Source organism: Frigoribacterium sp. NBH87 (assembly GCF_014217665.1).
Lineage (GTDB): Bacteria > Actinomycetota > Actinomycetes > Actinomycetales > Microbacteriaceae > Frigoribacterium > Frigoribacterium endophyticum.
In genome coordinates, this window is sequence record NZ_CP043650.1 from 2,607,807 (window position 1) to 2,624,955 (window position 17,149).

12 protein-coding genes are annotated in these 17,149 nt (G+C 75.2%); 5 read left to right on the forward strand and 7 right to left on the reverse strand.

The genetic code is table 11. From position 1 onward, the window contains the following. Positions 1-120: 120 nt before the first annotated feature. Positions 121-726, forward strand: coding sequence for a class I SAM-dependent methyltransferase (locus F1C15_RS12250; protein ID WP_185231487.1), 606 nt, complete (start codon positions 121-123; stop codon positions 724-726). Between the two features lie 4 nt (positions 727-730). Here F1C15_RS12250 and F1C15_RS12255 read toward each other — a convergent pair whose 3' ends face one another. The 5 genes from F1C15_RS12255 to F1C15_RS12275 form a co-directional block, all read right to left on the reverse strand. Then, positions 731-1,750 (reverse strand): hypothetical protein, encoded by a 1,020-nt coding sequence (locus F1C15_RS12255; protein ID WP_255465239.1) that lies wholly within the window; start codon positions 1,748-1,750, stop codon positions 731-733. 41 nt (positions 1,751-1,791) lie between these two features. After that, positions 1,792-2,718, reverse strand: a complete 927-nt coding sequence (locus F1C15_RS12260) for an NAD-dependent epimerase/dehydratase family protein (RefSeq protein WP_056052458.1) — start codon at positions 2,716-2,718, stop codon at positions 1,792-1,794. Beyond that, a complete protein-coding gene (locus F1C15_RS12265) occupies positions 2,715-3,362 on the reverse strand; it encodes a MerR family transcriptional regulator (protein ID WP_185231488.1) in 648 nt (215 codons plus the stop codon). The genes F1C15_RS12260 and F1C15_RS12265 overlap by 4 nt, the downstream gene beginning before the upstream one ends. 114 nt (positions 3,363-3,476) lie before the next feature. Then, positions 3,477-5,306, reverse strand: a complete 1,830-nt coding sequence (locus F1C15_RS12270; RefSeq protein WP_185231489.1) for an amidase family protein — start codon at positions 5,304-5,306, stop codon at positions 3,477-3,479. A 95-nt stretch (positions 5,307-5,401) separates the two neighbouring features. Next, complete coding sequence (locus F1C15_RS12275) at positions 5,402-6,154, reverse strand: cohesin domain-containing protein (RefSeq protein ID WP_056052467.1); 753 nt, start codon at positions 6,152-6,154, stop codon at positions 5,402-5,404. 211 nt (positions 6,155-6,365) lie between these two features. Here F1C15_RS12275 and F1C15_RS12280 point away from each other — a divergent pair, with 211 nt between their 5' ends. Beyond that, entirely contained in the window at positions 6,366-6,806 is a 441-nt protein-coding gene (locus F1C15_RS12280) for a hypothetical protein (RefSeq protein ID WP_167258177.1), read from the forward strand. Positions 6,807-6,864: 58 nt separating this feature from the next. On the opposite strand, the gene F1C15_RS12285 is transcribed toward F1C15_RS12280, so the two are convergent. Beyond that, a complete protein-coding gene (locus F1C15_RS12285) occupies positions 6,865-7,827 on the reverse strand; it encodes a LysM peptidoglycan-binding domain-containing protein (RefSeq protein WP_185231490.1) in 963 nt (320 codons plus the stop codon). Positions 7,828-8,074: 247 nt separating this feature from the next. On the opposite strand from F1C15_RS12285, the gene pgi reads away from it, so the two are divergent. Further along, positions 8,075-9,802, forward strand: a complete 1,728-nt coding sequence (pgi, locus tag F1C15_RS12290; RefSeq protein ID WP_185231492.1) for a glucose-6-phosphate isomerase — start codon at positions 8,075-8,077, stop codon at positions 9,800-9,802. A 103-nt stretch (positions 9,803-9,905) separates the two neighbouring features. Here the strand turns inward: pgi and F1C15_RS12295 are convergent, their stop codons facing one another. Beyond that, positions 9,906-10,895: a diacylglycerol kinase family protein gene (locus F1C15_RS12295; RefSeq protein WP_255465242.1), complete on the reverse strand. Its 990-nt coding sequence runs from the start codon at positions 10,893-10,895 to the stop codon at positions 9,906-9,908. A 140-nt stretch (positions 10,896-11,035) separates the two neighbouring features. Between F1C15_RS12295 and F1C15_RS12300 the strand changes: the two genes are divergently transcribed. Continuing rightward, positions 11,036-11,788, forward strand: a complete 753-nt coding sequence (locus tag F1C15_RS12300; RefSeq protein ID WP_185231494.1) for an alpha/beta fold hydrolase — start codon at positions 11,036-11,038, stop codon at positions 11,786-11,788. A gap of 172 nt (positions 11,789-11,960) precedes the next feature. Continuing rightward, on the forward strand, positions 11,961-17,063 hold the full coding sequence (locus tag F1C15_RS12305) for a glycoside hydrolase family 3 N-terminal domain-containing protein (protein ID WP_185231496.1): 5,103 nt from the start codon (positions 11,961-11,963) through the stop codon (positions 17,061-17,063). The last annotated feature ends 86 nt before the right edge of the window (positions 17,064-17,149 follow it).

Here is a 17,149-nt window from a genome sequence, read left to right on the forward strand (position 1 = left end):
CGGGAGTCGTGGTCCGGATCCGCTGATCCACTCCGGAGTGGATCAGCGGTCCTGGACCGTCCTGCCCGGGCGTCCGGCCGTCTCGCTCCGCTGCGCCGCGCCTCCTCGTAGGCTCCCCGCATGACCTCAGACGTCGAGCACGCGTACTCGCGCCGGGCCGCCGAGTACGCCGAGCACCTCGGGTCGATGTCGTCCGTGCACCCGTCCGACCGCCAGCTGGTGGAGGCGTGGGCCGACGACGTCGACGGGCCCCTGCTCGACGCCGGGTGCGGGCCCGGGCACTGGACCGCCCACCTCGCCGGGCTCGGTGCCGACGCCCGGGGCGTCGACCAGGTGCCGGCCTTCGTCGAGCACGCCCGCGCCGCCCACCCCGCCGTGCCCTTCACGGTCGCGAGCGTCGACGCCCTGCCCGACGGGGCGGGGACGCTCGGGGGAGTCCTGGCCTGGTACTCGCTGATCCACCACGAGCCCGCGGCAGTGGGTCGCGCGCTCGCCGAGTCCGCCCGGGCCCTCCGCCCCGGCGGGCGGCTGCTCGTCGGCTTCTTCGTCGGCGACGAGCTGGAGCAGTTCGACCACGCCGTCGTGACCGCCTGGCGCTGGCCGGTCGGCTGGCTCGCCGACGAGCTCGGCGCGGCGGGCTTCGAGGTCGTCGAGACGCACACCCGGACGGGCTCGCCGAAGGGTCCGCGGCCCCACGGTGCGGTGCTGGCCCGCTCGCGGGGCTGAGGCGTCAGGCGGGCCCTCGCCGCGCCTCCCTCGCGCTCCGACGGCGGCGGCGACGAACTCGATCTCCACCCGTGCTCCGCGGGGCAGGGCGGCGACCCGGTAGAGAGCGCATCCTGGATGACGGGCCGCCGGGTGCGCCGCGCGCGCCGCGACCGCCCCGCGCCACGACGACCGCGGCGACCGCCACGGCGGCGCCCGCGATCGTCCACGCCGCGACCGCGACCGCGCCCGCCGGGTGGACGACCGACTGCCCCAGCGACGCCTGCACGGCGAGCAGGACGGTCGCCGCCCCGTAGGCGACCGCCGCCACCAGCACCAGCCGGAGCTGGACGACCGGCGACGCCAGCAGCGGCACCCGCCGCCCCAGCGCGCCGAGCAGCAGCGCCGCGAGCGGCAGCGCCTGGAGGGCGTGCATGCCGACGAAGTGGGCCACGCGGTAGTCGCCGCCGACCGTGCTCCACCCGAGCAGGGCCAGCCCCGGCCCGCCGTCGACGACGCCTACGGCGTGGGCCCCCACGATGCCCGTCGGGCTCGCGATCTGGGCCCCGGTCGGCCCGGTCATGAGGAAGGCCACGCCGATCCCGCCGAGGGCGATCAGGGCGCCCGCCCGGACGGCGGCCGTGAGGGCCGGCGTGGGGAAGCGCAGCCCGACGAGCATCAGCGACGTCACGAAGGTGCAGAGGTACATGACCGTGATCGCGACGGCCATCGTGCCCCAGACGACGACGTGCAGGCCGTCGGAGACGTTGAAGTGGCTCGTCGTGCCGGTGGCGACCGCCCAGACGATGAGCACCTGCTCGACGAGCAGCGTCGCGGCGATGACCGTGCCGAGGCGCCCGGCGAGCACCCGGCGACGCGGCAGGTGCGCGATCAGCCACGCCCAGGTCACTGCGTAGAGGCCGATCGAGAGCGAGAACTTGAGCGGCTTGGCCCACGCGGGCGCGCCGAGGATCATCCGGGGGTCGACCACGAGGCCGACGACGCAGGCCACGGCGCACACGCCCATCACGGCGGCCAGCGCCATGAGCGGAGGGTGCCAGGCGACGGCCCGGCGCAGCCCGGCGCTCACCGGGCCACCGCTCGGGCGTGCTCGAGCGTGGCGGCGACGCCGACCGACGCCGGGGTGGCGGTGAGGCCGAGCTCGCGGGAGGCGCGGCTCGAGTCGAAGACGTACGGGGCCGTGCTCTGGTACGTGAGCTCGAGCGTCTCGCGCGCGGCCGGCGCGAAGAGCGCGCCCAGGCGGAGCGTCGCCAGGCTCATCACCGACATCCGGTCGGGCGCGACGCCCGCGAGCTCGCCCCACTCCCGCCCGGTCAGGGGCGGTGCCGTCGGCACGTGCCAGGTCCGGCCCCGGGCGCGCTCGTCGGTGCCGAGCACGGCCAGCGCGTCGCCGACGTCGGGCGTGTAGGTCAGCGAGTGCGGCTGGTCGGCGTCGAGCAGCCAGGTGGGCCGCTTCCCCGCCACCACGCGGTCGACCACGAATCCCTGGAACGCGCTGGTGGCGGCGCCGGGGCCGTAGAAGTCCGCGCTGCGGGCGGTCGTCACGGTCAGCCCGCGGCTGCGGAGGGCGTCGAGCTGCCCGAGCGCCTCCGCCCGCACCGCCCCCTTGCGGCTGGTCGGGCGGAGCGGCGTCTCCTCCGTCATCGGGCCGTCGACCGGCCCGTACGCGTAGACGTTGTCGAGGTGGACGAGGTGGACGCCCTCGTCGAGGGCGGCCCGGGCGGCGTGGCGGACGACGGTCGGCCACTGCTCGCGCCAGGTGCGGGTCGAGTACGGCAGGCCCGCGACGAGGTAGGCGACGTCCGCGCCGCGCAGCGCGCGGCGCACGTCGTCGCCGTCGAGGAGGTCGGCGACGACCGAGCTGCCGTCCCCCTCCGTGACGGGGCGTCGGCCGACCGTGACCGGGTCGTGGCCGCGGGCGCGGAGCGCGCGGGCGGTCTCCCGCCCGACGACGCCGTGGCCGCCGAGGAGCACGTGCCGCGACGCGCTCACGAGCGTCGGCCGTCCTGGTCGGCGACCGGGAAGAGGTCGTGCGTGACGTCCTCGTGCGCGAGGCGGCGCAGGCCGGCGAAGAGCGGGTCGCCGAGCACGGTGCCCACGACCATCAGCTCCGCGACGTCGTCGCGGTCGTGCCGGCCGCCCAGCGCCTCCACGTCCGCCCGGGCGGCCGTCGCCGCGGCCGCCAGGTACGCCTGCAGGTAGTCGTCGGTGGGCTCGAAGTCGATCGTGGCCAGCCCGTCGAGGGCGCGGGCGGCGGCGTCGAGCCCGGGGTTCTCGTCGGTCGTCGCCCAGCCGGCGGCGCTCGTCAGCGCGGCCACGCGCTCGCGGGCCGCGGGGCTCGGCGCGGCGTCGTGCGCCCGGGGCGAGCTCATCGCGTGCTGGGCCGCGGCGAACGCCTCGGCCAGCGGGGCGTCGTCGGCGTCGAGGGCGGCGAGGACGTCCTTCGTGGCCGCGACCGAGAGGCCCCCGACCTCGAGCAGGGCCCGGACGAGGCGCACCCGCCGCACGTGCCGGTCGTCGTACGAGGTCTGGTTCGGGGCCGTCTTCTCGCCCGGGGGCAGCAGCCCTTCACGTTGGTAGTACTTGACCGCCGTGAGCGGTGTGGTCGCCTCCTGGGCGAGTTCGGATATGCGCACTATCGGAGAGTAGCGCTATCCATTCGTGCGGCACAAGGGGAAGCGACCCCCGTCGACGACGAGGAGGCGCGGTGCAGGTCTCCCCGCACCGCGCCTCCCGCAGGCTGCTCGCGCCTACTTCGTCAGCGGACCGTAGAGCGCCGGCGACGTGCGGGCGTGCGTCGCCTGCTCGAACGCGTAGCCGAGGCCGATCAGGGTCGACTCGTCGTAGTCGCGGCCGAGGAACTCGAGGTTGACGCCCGCGCCCGTGACGGTCGCGTCGGCCGCGATCGCCTGGCCCATCGGCACCGTCACGGCCGGCATGCCCGTGTTGGGGCTGAGGCGCATGTTCGTGCTGAACGAGTTGTACGCGACCGCCGAGGGGTAGATCAGGGCGTCGAGGTCGCCCCCGTCGAGCATGCCCGTGACGAGCTGCTGGCCCGCGGCGATCTGCGTCGTGTGCGACCCGGTCGGGCCGGCCCAGGCCTGGTACTGCGCCTCGGTCACCGCGGCGCGCGCCGTGTAGATGCTGGCCCGTGACTGGACGTAGCGACCCGACGCCTGGATCTCGGGGATCGTCCGCGCCGTGACCTCGGGGGCGAGGTGGTCGCGCGTGTAGGCGGCGAGGTCGTGCGCGAACTCGTTCGTGCTGCCGCTCGACTCGGAGAGCACCCGGGCGAACCCGGCGGGCGGCGTGACCGGGACGACCGTCGCGCCCTGGGCCCGGAGCGTCGCGAGCGACGCGGCGAAGAGCCGCTGCGTCGTCGCGTCGGTGCTGACCATCGAGGCGACGTAGCCGATCCGGGTGCCCTCGAGTGCCGTCGGGTCGAGCGCGGCCGTGTACGAGGTCGGCACGCGGCCCTGCTGCTCGGCGGTGACGGGGTCGCTCGCGTCGACGCCCGTGACGGCGTCGAGCGCGATCGCGGCGTCGGTGACGCTGCGGGCGAGGGGGCCGCCGGTGTCCTGGCTGAGGGCGAGCGGCACGATGCCGGTGCGGCTCGTGAGCCCCACCGTGGGCCGGACGCCGACGAGCTGGTTGTACGACGACGGGATGCGGATCGAGCCGCCCGTGTCGGTGCCGAAGCCGATGCCCGCGAGGTTCGCGGCGATCGCCGCGCCCGTGCCGCCGCTCGAGCCACCGGCGGTCCGGCTCGTCACGTACGGGCTGGCGACGAGGGTCGTCTGCCCGGCGGGCTGGCCCGCGGTGTACTCCGAGGCGAAGCCGTAGGCGAACTCGTCGAGGCTGGCCTTGGCGAGGATCACGGCGCCCGCGTCGCGGAGCCCCGCGACCATGGTGGCGTCGTCGTCGGTCTGGTTCGCGTCCCAGCAGCCGCAGCCGGCCGTGGTCGGCATGTCGACGGTGTCGTAGTTGTCCTTGACGGCGATCGGCACGCCGAGCAGCATGCTCGTCATGCCCTGCGAGGCACGGGTGGCGTCCGCCGCGGCGGCCGCGGCGAGGGCCTCGTCGTTCGTCGTGATGATCGAGTGCAGCGGGCGCCCGTCGGCGGCCGGGTCGACCTTCGCGGTGTCGTACGCGGCGATGCGGGCGAGGTAGTCGGTGGTGAGGTCGACCGAGCTGACGACCCCGGCATTCATCGCGGCCTGCATGTCGACGGCGCTGGCCTCGACGAGCTGGAACTCGCCGTCGTCGTAGATCGCGCGCTGCGACACCGCGACGACGTCGGCCACGGTGATCACGCCGTCGGCGTCGACGTCGGCCGGGGCGACCGCCTCGAACTCGGCGGAGGGCGACGTGGCCCCGAGGGCGGCGGAGACCAGCTCGAGGTCGGCCGCGGTGACCTGGTCGTCGCCCGTGAGGTCGAGCTCCGTGTAGTACGGCGCGAGGAACGCCGCGACGGGCGCGTCGTCGGCGGCGGCGCCGGGCGCGACGACCAGCCCGCCGACGGCGAGGGCCGAGATGATCGAGGTCGCGGCGACCGTGGCGGTGCGTCGGCGAGGGGTCATGGCGGGCAGTCTCCGGGGTGACGGCGACGAGGGCGTCGCGGGGGCGAGGGGAGCGTGGGAGTCGCGGGCCGGCAGCCCGGCCCGGTCGCGGGCGCTCATCGGGTCGCCGCCGCACGGCGACGGAGGGCGACCGCGGCCACGACGAGCAGGCCCAGCACGAGCAGCCCTGCTCCGCCGGCCACGAGGAGCCAGCTGTCGGAGCCGGTGAACGCGAGGTCGTCGCGGGAGCCGGTGGCGGTCGGGCGGCCGGCGGCCGCGCCCGTGACGGGCGTCGCGGCGGTGGGGCTGGCCGAGGGCGCGGGCGCGCCGGCCGTCGGGCTGGCGGACGGCTGCGGGGCCACCGGCGCGGCCGCGACCGCGACGACGGCGGAGGCCGTCGGCGTGACCACGAGGCTGCTGCCGTCGGCGCCGATCAGCTCGACGGAGTCGAGGGACACCGCGGCGCCGCCCGCGGCGACCGCGGTGAACTGCAGGTCGACGGTGAGGTCGCCGGTCAGGGCCGGGGAGCTGCCGAGCCGCGTGTGCAGGATCGAGAGCGACCCGTCGGCCACCTGGACGTCGTCGAAGCCGCCGCTCGGCGAGGTGGCGCTGTCGGCGACGTAGTCGAGGGCGACGTCGTCGAAGCCGAGCTCGAGGTCGTACGCGTAGACGTCGGCGGTGCCGGTGAGCACGACCGAGACGTCGACGACGTCGCCGACCGTGGCGGTCGCGGGGGCCGTCACGGTGGCCGAGGCCAGGACGGGGGCGGCGGAGGCGGGGGAGGCGCCGAGCGCGACCGCGGCGAGGGCCAGGGCGACGGCCGTCGCGGAGCTGCGGGCGCGCGGGAGGCGCCGACGGAGGGGCTTCATCGGGAGGGAGTCCTTCTCATGGGGAGGAGCGGCGGAGGGTGGTGTGCAGGAGGCTCGAACGGTATCCAGGGCGTGTTTCCGGCTCACGCTCAGCTCCGTTTCGGGTTCGTTACGTCTGGCCGAGGCGCGGGGCGACGGGCGGCGTTGTGCGCCTCTGCCCGGCCTGTCACCATGAGCGCGGGCGGCACGCCCCCCTCAGACAGGAGACGACATGGCCGACGACGGCTTCACCAAGGAGGAGCGCGCCGCGATGAAGCAGCGCGCCGCCGAGCTGCGGGTCGAGGCGAAGCGCCAGAAGCTCGCCGACAAGGCGGCGGCGGAGGAGGCCGACGCGCTCGCCGCGATCGCCGCCATGACGGACGTCGAGCGGCCGATCGCGCAGATGGTGCACGAGATCGTCGCCGAGCACGCCCCGAGCCTGCGCCCCAAGACCTGGTACGGGTTCCCCGCCTACGCGCGGGAGGACGGCAAGGCCGTCGTCTTCTTCCAGCCCGGCGCCAAGTTCGGCACGCGGTACTCGACCCTCGGGTTCCAGGACGGCGCGCAGCTCGACGACGGGGTGATGTGGCCCACGGCGTACGCCGTCACGGGCGTCGACGACGCGACCCGCGCCTCCCTGGGGGCCCTGGTCCGACGCGCCGCCGGCGACTGACGGGCGCGCACCGGCGGCGGCAGCGCCCCGGCGGTGGCAGGGGCGGACGCCGTCGGGGTCAGACGCTGTCGGGGTCGAGGTTGATCGTGTTGCCGTAGATCAGGTACTGCTGGTCGCCGGTGACGAGCAGGCCGGCGTTGAGGTAGATGAGCGCGGCCGGCGTGATGCCGAAGCGTGCCGCGACGGCGTCGATGGTGTCGCCCGCCGCGACGAGGTAGCCGCGCGGGCCGCCCGCGGGCGTCGACGACACGACGGTGCCGGTCGCGAGGTCGGCGGAGCCCGAGTCGGCGACGACGATGTTCGTCTGGCGGCCGGGCACCGACCACGTGACGGGCGTCACGGCGAGCACCTTCTCGGGGCCGATCTCGACGGGCAGGTCGGCTCCGTCGGCGGCGGCGGAGTAGGTGACCAGCGTGCCGAGGTAGCCGGGCGTGCTCGTGCCGAGCAGGGTCGAGGTGGCGAGGGCGGGCTCCGTCGTGGGGCCGCCGAGCTGGAGGTCGCCCGGGCCGTGCGCCGTGAGGCCGTCGCCGACGCTCGGCGCGATCTCGATCAGGGTCGCGCCGACCGGCACCGGCAGCGTCGAGGTGAAGCCGGAGTACTCCATCGAGAAGGTGTCGTCGCCGTTCGCGGTCGCCCGCCAGTGGTAGGCGACGCTGCCCTTCGGCGACCGGACGTCGCCCTCGGAGACGACCGTGCCGGCGGCGACGGGCGTGACGAACGGTGCGGGGACGGCGGGGTCGGCCGGCGGCGCCGTCGCGGGGCGCGGGGTCGGCGAGCCGGTCGCGGTCGCGACGGTCGGCGTGGGCGAGGGCGTGCTCGGCGCGACGGCCTGCGCGGTGCGCGTGGCGGTGCTGACGGGCGTCGGCGCGGCCTCGCCGGGCCAGAGGGCCCAGCCGACCGCACCGATGGCGATCGTCGCCACGGCGACCACGCCGCCGACGATCGCGATCACCCGGCCACGGCCGCGCGGCGGCGCCTCGGTGCTCGTGGTGGTGCTGCCCGTGGTGGTGCTGTCGTCCATCTGTCGTTCCCCCTCGGGCCAGCCTAGGGGGGTCCGCGGGCCGGGCGCGAGCAGCGCCGCCCCCTGCACCGCCCCGCACCGCAGCAGCGCTCGCGCTCGCGCCGGCGCCCGCGTGCGCAAGCCCCCGTCGCACATCGGACGAGGCGGGGCGCACGGCGGGGCGGAGCAATAGAGTTGGGCCCGGTCCGTCACGCGACGGCGCGTCTCCCGCGGGCCGTACCGCTCATCCGCTCCAGGAGGACCACCCGTGACCGAATCCGTTCCCGTCGACCCCACCTCGACCGAGGCGTGGCAGCAGCTCGCCCGCATCGCCGACGGCTTCTCGCCCGACCTCCGCGCCTGGTTCGACGCCGAGGCCGACCGTGCCGAGCGCCTCACCTTCCAGGCCGCCGACCTCACCGTCGACCTCTCCAAGGGCCTCGTCACCGACGAGGTCCTCCAGCACCTCCTCCAGGTCGCCACCGACACCGGCGTCGCGGAGCGCTACCAGGCCATGATCTCGGGCGAGCACATCAACGTCACGGAAGACCGCGCCGTGCTGCACACCGCCCTGCGCCGCCCGAAGGACGGCGCCGAGCTGGTCCCCGCGGCCGGCTTCGTCGTCGACGGCCAGGACGTCGACGCCGACGTCCACGCCACGCTCGACAAGGTCTACGCCTTCGCCGAGAAGGTCCGCTCCGGCGAGTGGGTCGGCGTCACCGGCAAGCGCATCGAGACCGTCGTCAACATCGGCATCGGCGGCTCCGACCTCGGCCCCGTCATGGTCTACGAGGCGCTCAAGCCCTACGTGCAGCAGGGCCTCGAGGTCCGCTTCGTCTCCAACATCGACCCCACCGACGTCTCCGAGAAGACCGTCGGCCTCGACCCCGAGACCACCCTCTTCATCGTCGCGTCGAAGACCTTCGGCACGCTCGAGACCCTCACCAACGCGCGTCTCGCCCGCGACTGGCTCTGGCGCGGCCTCGCCGCCGCCGGCGCCCTCGACGACACCGACGAGGCTCGGAAGGGCGCCGTGGCGAAGCACTTCGTCGCCGTCTCGACCGCCCTCGAGAAGGTCGCCGCGTTCGGCATCGACCCCGAGAACGCGTTCGGCTTCTGGGACTGGGTCGGCGGCCGCTACTCCGTCGACTCCGCCATCGGCACCTCGGTCGTCATCGCGATCGGCCCCGACGCCTGGCGCGAGTTCCTCGCCGGCTTCCACGCCCTCGACGAGCACATGCGCACCGCTCCGCTCGAGCAGAACGTGCCCGTGCTGATGGGCCTGCTCAACGTCTGGTACTCGAACTTCCTCGGCGCGCAGAGCCACGCCGTGCTGCCCTACTCGCAGTACCTGCACCGCTTCCCCGCCTACCTCCAGCAGCTCACGATGGAGTCGAACGGCAAGAGCGTCCGCTGGGACGGCTCGCCCGTCACCACCGACACCGGCGAGGTCTTCTGGGGCGAGCCCGGCACGAACGGCCAGCACGCGTTCTACCAGCTCATCCACCAGGGCACCCGCATCGTGCCCGCCGACTTCATCGCGGTCGCCAACCCGGCGCACCCCCTGAAGGACGAGTCGGGCGACGGCAGCACGGTCGAGCCCGGCCAGGACGTGCACGCGCTCTTCATGGCGAACTTCTTCGCGCAGTCGAAGGCCCTGGCCTTCGGCAAGACGGCCGACGAGGTCCGCGCCGAGGGCACCGCCGAGGCGGTCGTCCCCGCCCGCGTCTTCAGCGGCAACCGCCCCACGACGTCGATCCTCGCCCCGGCGCTGACCCCGAGCGTGCTCGGCCAGCTGATCGCGCTCTACGAGCACATCGTCTTCGTCGAGGGCACGATCTGGGGCATCGACTCGTTCGACCAGTGGGGCGTCGAGCTCGGCAAGCAGCTCGCGCTGCAGATCGCCCCGGCGGTCGACGGCGACGTCGCCGCGCTCGAGGCGCAGGACAGCTCGACCGGCGCGCTGATCTCGAAGTACCTGGAGCTGCGCGACTAGCGAGCGACGAGGTCACCGGGCGAGGGCCCGGGGGAGGCGCGGTGCAGGCTCGACCTGCACCGCGCCTCCTGCGTCCGGGCCGTGTCGTCGGCCCCCGCCGGGCTCAGCCCGCGCGCGGCACGCGCACGGTCAGCGCGTGGTGCGCGACCGTGATGGCGACCTCGCTGACGAGGCCGCGGGGGTCGCCGTCGATCTGGATCTCCTGCGGGGCGGCGAGCTGCACGCGCATCGCCCGCGCCTGGGCGAAGCGCATCGAGCGGGGCCGGGGGCTCCACCGGGTGACGACACGGCCGATGCCGGTGCGGTGCAGCAGGCGGTTGAAGGCGAGCCGGTAGCCGATGTACGTCCACCCCGGACCGCGCCCGGGGCGGAGCACGACGGCGTCGAGCAGCCCGTCGTCGACGACGGCGTCCGGGATCATCAGGATGCCCGCGGTCAGCGTCCCCGAGTTGCCGACGATCACCGTGTGCACGCGGGTCGACACCGGGGGCTCGTCGTCGAGCGCGTACGTCATGTCGAACTGGCGGTTGCCGAAGACGCTCCGCGCGATCGGGTCGGAGTACGCGAGCCAGCCGATCCGGGCCTTGAGCCGGGGGTCGGTGTGCCCGGCCATGTGGGCGTCGACGCCGATGCCGGTCATGACGAGGAAGGCGTGGCTCGTGCTCGTCCCGTCGGGGCGCCCGAGCTCGACGGTGCCGACGTCGACCGGGCGGTCGCGGCCGCCGAACGCGGTCTCGACCGCCGAGCGCAGCGCGTTGAGGGGCAGGCCCAGCTCCCGGGCGAACAGGTTGCCGGTGCCCGCGGGCACGAGCCCGAGCGGGGTGCCTCGCCCGGCTGCGACCTCGGCCACGGCGCGCAGCGTGCCGTCGCCCCCGGCCACCACGAGGAGTCGCGGGTCGGCCGCCAGCGCCGCCTCGGCCGCCGAGCGCCCGTCGTCGCCCGCGCTCGTCTCCCACCAGGTCGCGGGAGCCCAGCCGAGCCGCTCCTCCTGCTCGGCCACGAGCAGCCGGAGCGCGGCGACGTCGACCTTCACCGGGTTGACCACCACGGCGGCCCTGGCGGGTGTCGGAGCGTCGTGCCGGGGTGGTTCCACAGGCGAGACCCTAGTGCAGGGCGCCGGGCCGCCCGCCGGTACACTCCCAGACGGCAGATCCCCTGCCTCAGCCGCCCGTGGAGGACACCATCGCCGAGTCGTCCCCCCGCCGCGGCGGCCCGTCGGCAGACCGGCCCTCCGTGCACTGGTGGTCCGCCCGCGGCCCGGAGCGGCACCCGCCCGGAGCGCCGGTGTTCGTGCTCGTGCACGGGCTGGGCCTGTCGCACCGTTCGTTCAGCCGGCTCGCGGCCGCGCTCGTCGCCCACGGGCCCGTGCTGGCCCCGGACCTGCCCGGCTTCGGGCGCTCGCCCGGCCCGGGGCGGCGCCTGGCGATCCCGCAGCTCGCCGAGGCCCTGCTGCCGAGGCTCGACGCGCTCGCCTCGGCTCCCCTCGCCGGTCCGGTCGTGCTCGTCGGGCACTCGCTCGGCGCGCAGGTGGTCGTCGAGATGGCCCTGCGTCGCCCCGACGTCGTCGCGGGCGTGGTGCTGGTGGGCCCCGTCGTCGACCGCGTCGCGCCGGGCGTCGTCGGCCAGGGCCGCCGGCTCGCCCTCGACATGCTCGGCGAGCCGCCGCTCACGAGCGCCATGGTGACGCGTGACTACCTGCGCGGCGGCCTGCTGTCGTACGCGGCGGGCACCCGCTCGATGCTCCGGCACCCGATCGACGAGCGCCTCCCCGGTCTGGCGGCGCCGCTGCTCGTGCTGCGGGGCCGCCACGACCCCGTGGCGCCCGCCCGCTGGGCGGACGAGCTCGTCGCGCTCGTCGTCGACGGCGAGGCGCGCGACGTGCCCGCCGCCGTCCACGACGTCGTGCACTCGCGGGCCGCGGAGGTCGGCCGCGAGGTCGTCGACTTCGCCCGGCGGTGCTGCCCGGGGGCCGTGTCGCAGGTCTGACATCGATGTCGTCCACCCCTTGCCTCGGAATGAGCTGTGTGGATACGATCAGCCGGTCGAGCCCCTGGCCCCCGATCACGGGGTCGGTGAGGGCCGACGTCCCCCCTGGTGAGCCACCGCGCACGATGTCGTGCGCACCGGCCCGCCTGCTCGTGATTACAAGGGAGTAGTCGTGACCGTCGTCCCCACCCGCCCACCTCGAGGCCGAGCCGGCAGGGCGACGCGCCGCGTCGCCGTCGGCACGGCCCTCACCGCCGTCTCGGCCCTGCTGCTGTCGGGCCTGCCGGCCCTCGGCGCCGTCGCCGCCCCGGTCGACCTCGCCCGCTTCGGCACCGTCACCGCGTCGGCCTCGCAGTCCGACGCCGACGGCACCTTCCCCGCCGACGCCCTGAACGACGGCGACGCCACGACCCGGTGGGCCAGCGGCAACGGCCCCGACGAGGACGTCCCGTTCACCGCCTCGGTGATCGTCGACCTCGGCGGCGTGGCCCGCGTCGACGCGATCGGCCTCGACTGGGAGGCGTCGTACGCGACGCGCTACACGGTCGACGTGACCACGGGCGACCCGGCGCTGGCCGAGAGCTGGACCACCGCCCAGACGGTCGACGCCGGTGACGGGCAGCGCGACGAGGTCGCCCTGTCGGCGCCCACGGACGCCCGCTACGTGCGCGTGAGCATGCTGCAGCGCTCGGCGGCGACCTGGGACGCCTCGCGGCCCCACTGGTACGGCTACTCCGCCTACGGCCTCCAGGTGTACGGCGAGGCGCAGACCCGCTCCGTCAGCTTCGACCGCGCGACCGCGACCGTCGCCGCCGGGCAGACCCTCACCGCCGGCCTCAGCCTGACCGGCACCAGCGACGAGCCCGTCAGCGTGCGGGTCCGCTCCACCGGCGGCACGGCCGTCGCCGGCACCGACTACCGGGCCGTCGACGAGACCGTGACCTTCGCGCCCGGCGAGACCACCGCCTCCGTCGCGCTCGAGACGATCTCGACCGGCGCGCTCAGCCCCCGCCGCACGGTCGAGCTGACCGCCTCCGACGCCAGCGAGCCGACCGTCGTCGGGTCGCGCGGGTCGCTGGCCGTCACGCTCACCCCGACGGGCGAGCTGCCCAACGTCGGCGAGACCCGCGTGCTCGACGACTTCGAGGCCGGGGTGCCCTCGGGCTACTTCGGCTGGGGCGCCAGCGCCGCGGTCACGCCCGCGCTCTCGACCGTCGCCGCCGAGCGCGAGGGAGCCGCCGGCACCCAGGCGCTCAGCGCCGTCGTCGCCGGGCCCACCGCCCCCGACAGCTGGTACGGCTTCTCGCACGACCAGCCCGCCGCCGACTGGAGCGACGCCGACGGCTTCTCGTTCTGGTTCAAGGGCGTGGCCGGCGGCCAGCAGCTGCGGTACGAGCTGAAGAACGGCGGCGTGCTCTTCGAGACGAGCGTCACCGACGACAGCACCGACTGGAAGCGCGTCAGCGTGCTCTTCGCCGACCTGCGCGTCAAGGGCCAGCCGACCAGCGACACCCGCTTCGACCCGTCCGCCTCGACCGGCTTCGCGGTGACGCTGACGCAGCTCGGCGCCGGCACGTACCTGGTCGACGACGTCGCCGTCTTCGACCGCGCCACGATGATCGAGGACTTCGAGGGCGACGTGCCGCTCAGCACGACCGCCGACCCCGTCGGCTTCTTCACCTGGGGCTCGCCGGCACCGACCGAGCCGACCATCAGCCGCGAGGTCACCGTGCAGGAGCGAGGCGGCGACGTCGAGAACCACGTGCTCTCGGGGCAGTTCTCGATCCCCTCCGGGGGCTACGGCGGGCTGAGCCACAACCTGGCCGACAGCCAGGACTGGTCGAGCTACCAGGGCATCCGCTTCTGGTGGTACGCGTCGCAGTCGAACAACCCGGCATCGCCGACGGCGGGCGCCGACATCAAGCTCGAGATCAAGGACGGCGACCCGGCCGGCGGCGACACCGCGGAGACCAGCGAGCTGTGGGCCACGACCTTCAAGGACAACTGGGGCAGCAGCACCTCGCGCTGGAAGCTCGTCGAGCTGCCCTTCTCGTCGTTCACGCCGTCGGGCTACCAGCCGGGCGACGCCGCGACGACGAACGGCACCCTCGACCTGACGGCCTCGTTCGGCTACTCGTTCACCTTCACGCCGGGCACCCCGGCGCCCGTCGGCTGGGCGATCGACGACACGCAGCTCTACGGCACCCCCGCCTCCGCGGCGTCGGTGACCGTGGACTCCACGCAGGACGTCTGGCTCGTCGACGCCGGCCAGCCGGCCGAGGTCGCGCTGACCGTGACGACCGCCGGTGACGAGCCCCTCGCCTCCGACGTGTCCGTCGACTGGGCCACGGCCGACGGCACGGCCGTCGCCGGCACCGACTACGACGCCGCGTCGGGCACCGTGACCTTCCCGGCCGGGAGCGCCTCGGGTGCTCAGCAGACGGTCACCGTGGCGACCCGCGCCTCCGCGGGGGCCGCCGAGGCCAAGGAGCTCCAGGTGACGCTCGCGTCGACCACGGCGAAGGTCGGCGACGGCCCGCGCGTCGTGCTCGCCGCGCACGACCTGCCGTACCTCGACGCCTCGCTGCCCACCGCCGACCGCGTCGCCGACCTGCTGGGCCGGATGACGCTCGAGGAGAAGGTCGGGCAGATGGCCCAGGCCGAGCGCCTCGGCCTCACGTCGACGAGCGACATCAGCGACCGCGCCCTCGGCTCGCTGCTCAGCGGCGGAGGGTCGGTGCCCGAGGGCAACACCGCCGTCGCCTGGGCCGACATGGTCGACGCGTACCAGCGCGAGGCCCTGTCGACCCGTCTGCAGATCCCGATGATCTACGGCGTCGACGCCGTGCACGGCCACAGCAACGTGGTCGGCGCGACGATCTTCCCGCACAACACGGGTCTCGGCGCCACCCGCGACCCGGCCCTCGTGGAGGAGATCGCTCGGGTCACGGCTCAGGAGGTGCGCGCCACGGGAGTGCCGTGGACCTTCGCCCCCTGCCTCTGCGTCTCGCGCGACGAGCGCTGGGGCCGCAGCTACGAGTCGTTCGGCGAGGACCCTGCGCTGGTCCGCACCTTCGCGGCCCCGTCGGTGCTCGGCCTGCAGGGCGACGACCCGACCGACATCGGCGGCGCCGACGAGGTGCTGGCCACGGCCAAGCACTGGGCCGGCGACGGCGGCACGACGTACGACGAGTCCGTGGCCGGGACGGGCGCCTACCCGATCGACCAGGGCGTCACCGAGGCCGGGTCGCTCGAGGAGTTCACCCGCCTGCACGTCGACCCGTACCTGCCGGCGCTCCAGGCCGGCGTCGGCACGATCATGCCGTCGTACTCGGCGGTCGATCTCGGCGACGGCCCCGTGCGCATGCACGAGAACACCGCCCTGAACACCGACCTGCTGAAGGGCGACCTCGGCTTCGAGGGCTTACTCATCAGCGACTGGGAGGGCATCGACAAGCTGCCCGGCGGCACCTACGCCGAGAAGGCGGTGCGGTCGGTGAACTCGGGCCTCGACATGGCGATGGCGCCCTACAACTACGGGGCCTTCATCGACAGCATCGTCGCGGCCGTCGGCTCCGGCGCCGTCCCGCAGTCGCGGGTCGACGACGCCGTCCGCCGCATCCTCACCCAGAAGTTCGACCTCAACCTGTTCGAGCAGCCCTTCGCGGACCGCACGAACGTCGACGGGGTCGGCTCCGCCGCGAACCGCGCCGTGGCCCGCCAGGCCGCCGGCGAGTCGCAGGTGCTGCTGACGAACGAGGGAGGCGCGCTGCCGCTCGCGAAGGACGCCTCGCTCTACGTGGCCGGCTCCAGCGCCGACGACCTCGGTCGCCAGATGGGCGGCTGGACGATCAGCTGGCAGGGCGGGTCGGGCGACACGACGACCGGCACGAGCATCGCCGAGGGCATCCGCGAGGTCGCCCCCGACGCCGCGGTGACCGTCAGCCCCGACGCCTCCGCCCCGATCGGCGCCGACCAGACCGGCGTCGTCGTGGTGGGCGAGCGCCCGTACGCGGAGGGCCAGGGCGACGTGCCGAACAACGGCTCGAGCCTCTCTTTGACGCCCGCCGACCAGGCGACGGTGGCGAAGGTCTGCGCCGCGACGGCCACCTGCGTGGTGCTCGTCGTGTCGGGCCGGCCGCAGCTGCTCGGCGACGTCGTCGGCCAGGCCGACGCCGTGGTCGCCTCGTCGCTGCCCGGCTCCGAGGGCGCCGGCGTCGCCGACGTGCTGTTCGGCGACCGGCCCTTCGCCGGCCGCCTGCCCGTGACCTGGGCGGCCAGCGCCGACCAGGTGCCGATCAACGTCGGCGACGCCGACTACGAGCCGCTCTTCCCCTACGGCTGGGGCCTCCGCACCGACGGGGCGCGTGACCGGGTGGAGGCGCTGGTCGCCGGCCTGCCCGAGGGCGCGGCCCGCGACGCGGTCCAGGCCCTGCTCGACGCCGACGTCTGGGGCGACGACGGGAGCGTGACCGACCCGGTCGCGGCCCTGCGCCTCCTCCTGGCCGCGGTGGGCCCGTTCAGCGGCACCGACCTCGGGGCGATGACCACGGCCGACGTGCTCGTGTCGCTCGCCCGTGACCTCGCGCAGGCGGCGATGACCGACGGCACGGCCGCGGCGGGCTCGGACGCCCTCACGGCCGACGCCGAGGCCGCGCTGCAGCGCGGACTGCCCGACGTGGCCCTCCAGGGCTTCGCCGCGGTGCTCGGCATCGACCTCGAGGTCGACGAGCCCACGAAGGCGATCGTGCCCGGCACGCTCGACCCCGCGACCGCCCGCCCGGGCGACTCGGTGTCGATCACGGCCACCGGCTTCGTCGCCGGAGAGGCCCTCGCCGGCACGGTGTTCTCCGAGCCGCAGTCGATCGGCACGGCGACCGCGACGGTCTCGGGCGTCGGCGTCCTGCGCTTCACGGTGCCGGCCGACCTCGAGCCGGGGGCGCACGTCGTCGAGCTCGAGGGCGCGGGGCAGATCGCCCGCGCGACGCTGACGGTGCTGGCGGCCGACGGCCCCGGCGACCCGGGCACGCCCGGCACGCCCGGCACGCCCGGTGCGGGCACGCCCGGGACGCCCGGAGCCGGCACGCCCGGCGCCGGGGCGCCCGGTGCCGGAGCCGGCGACTCCGACGGCCCCGGCCGCGTCTCCGCCGCCCGCGGTCCGCTCGCCTTCACCGGCTCGGACGCCTGGGTCGGCATCGGCGCCGCGGCCCTCATGATGATCGTGATGGGCGCCTGGCTGACGCTCCGTCACCGTCGTCGACAGGGCAACGACTGAGCGGTCGCGCCACGTCGCACTGACGACGGAGGCCCCCGTCCCTTCCCGGGGCGGGGGCCTCTGTCGTGCGGTGCAGGCGGTGGCCG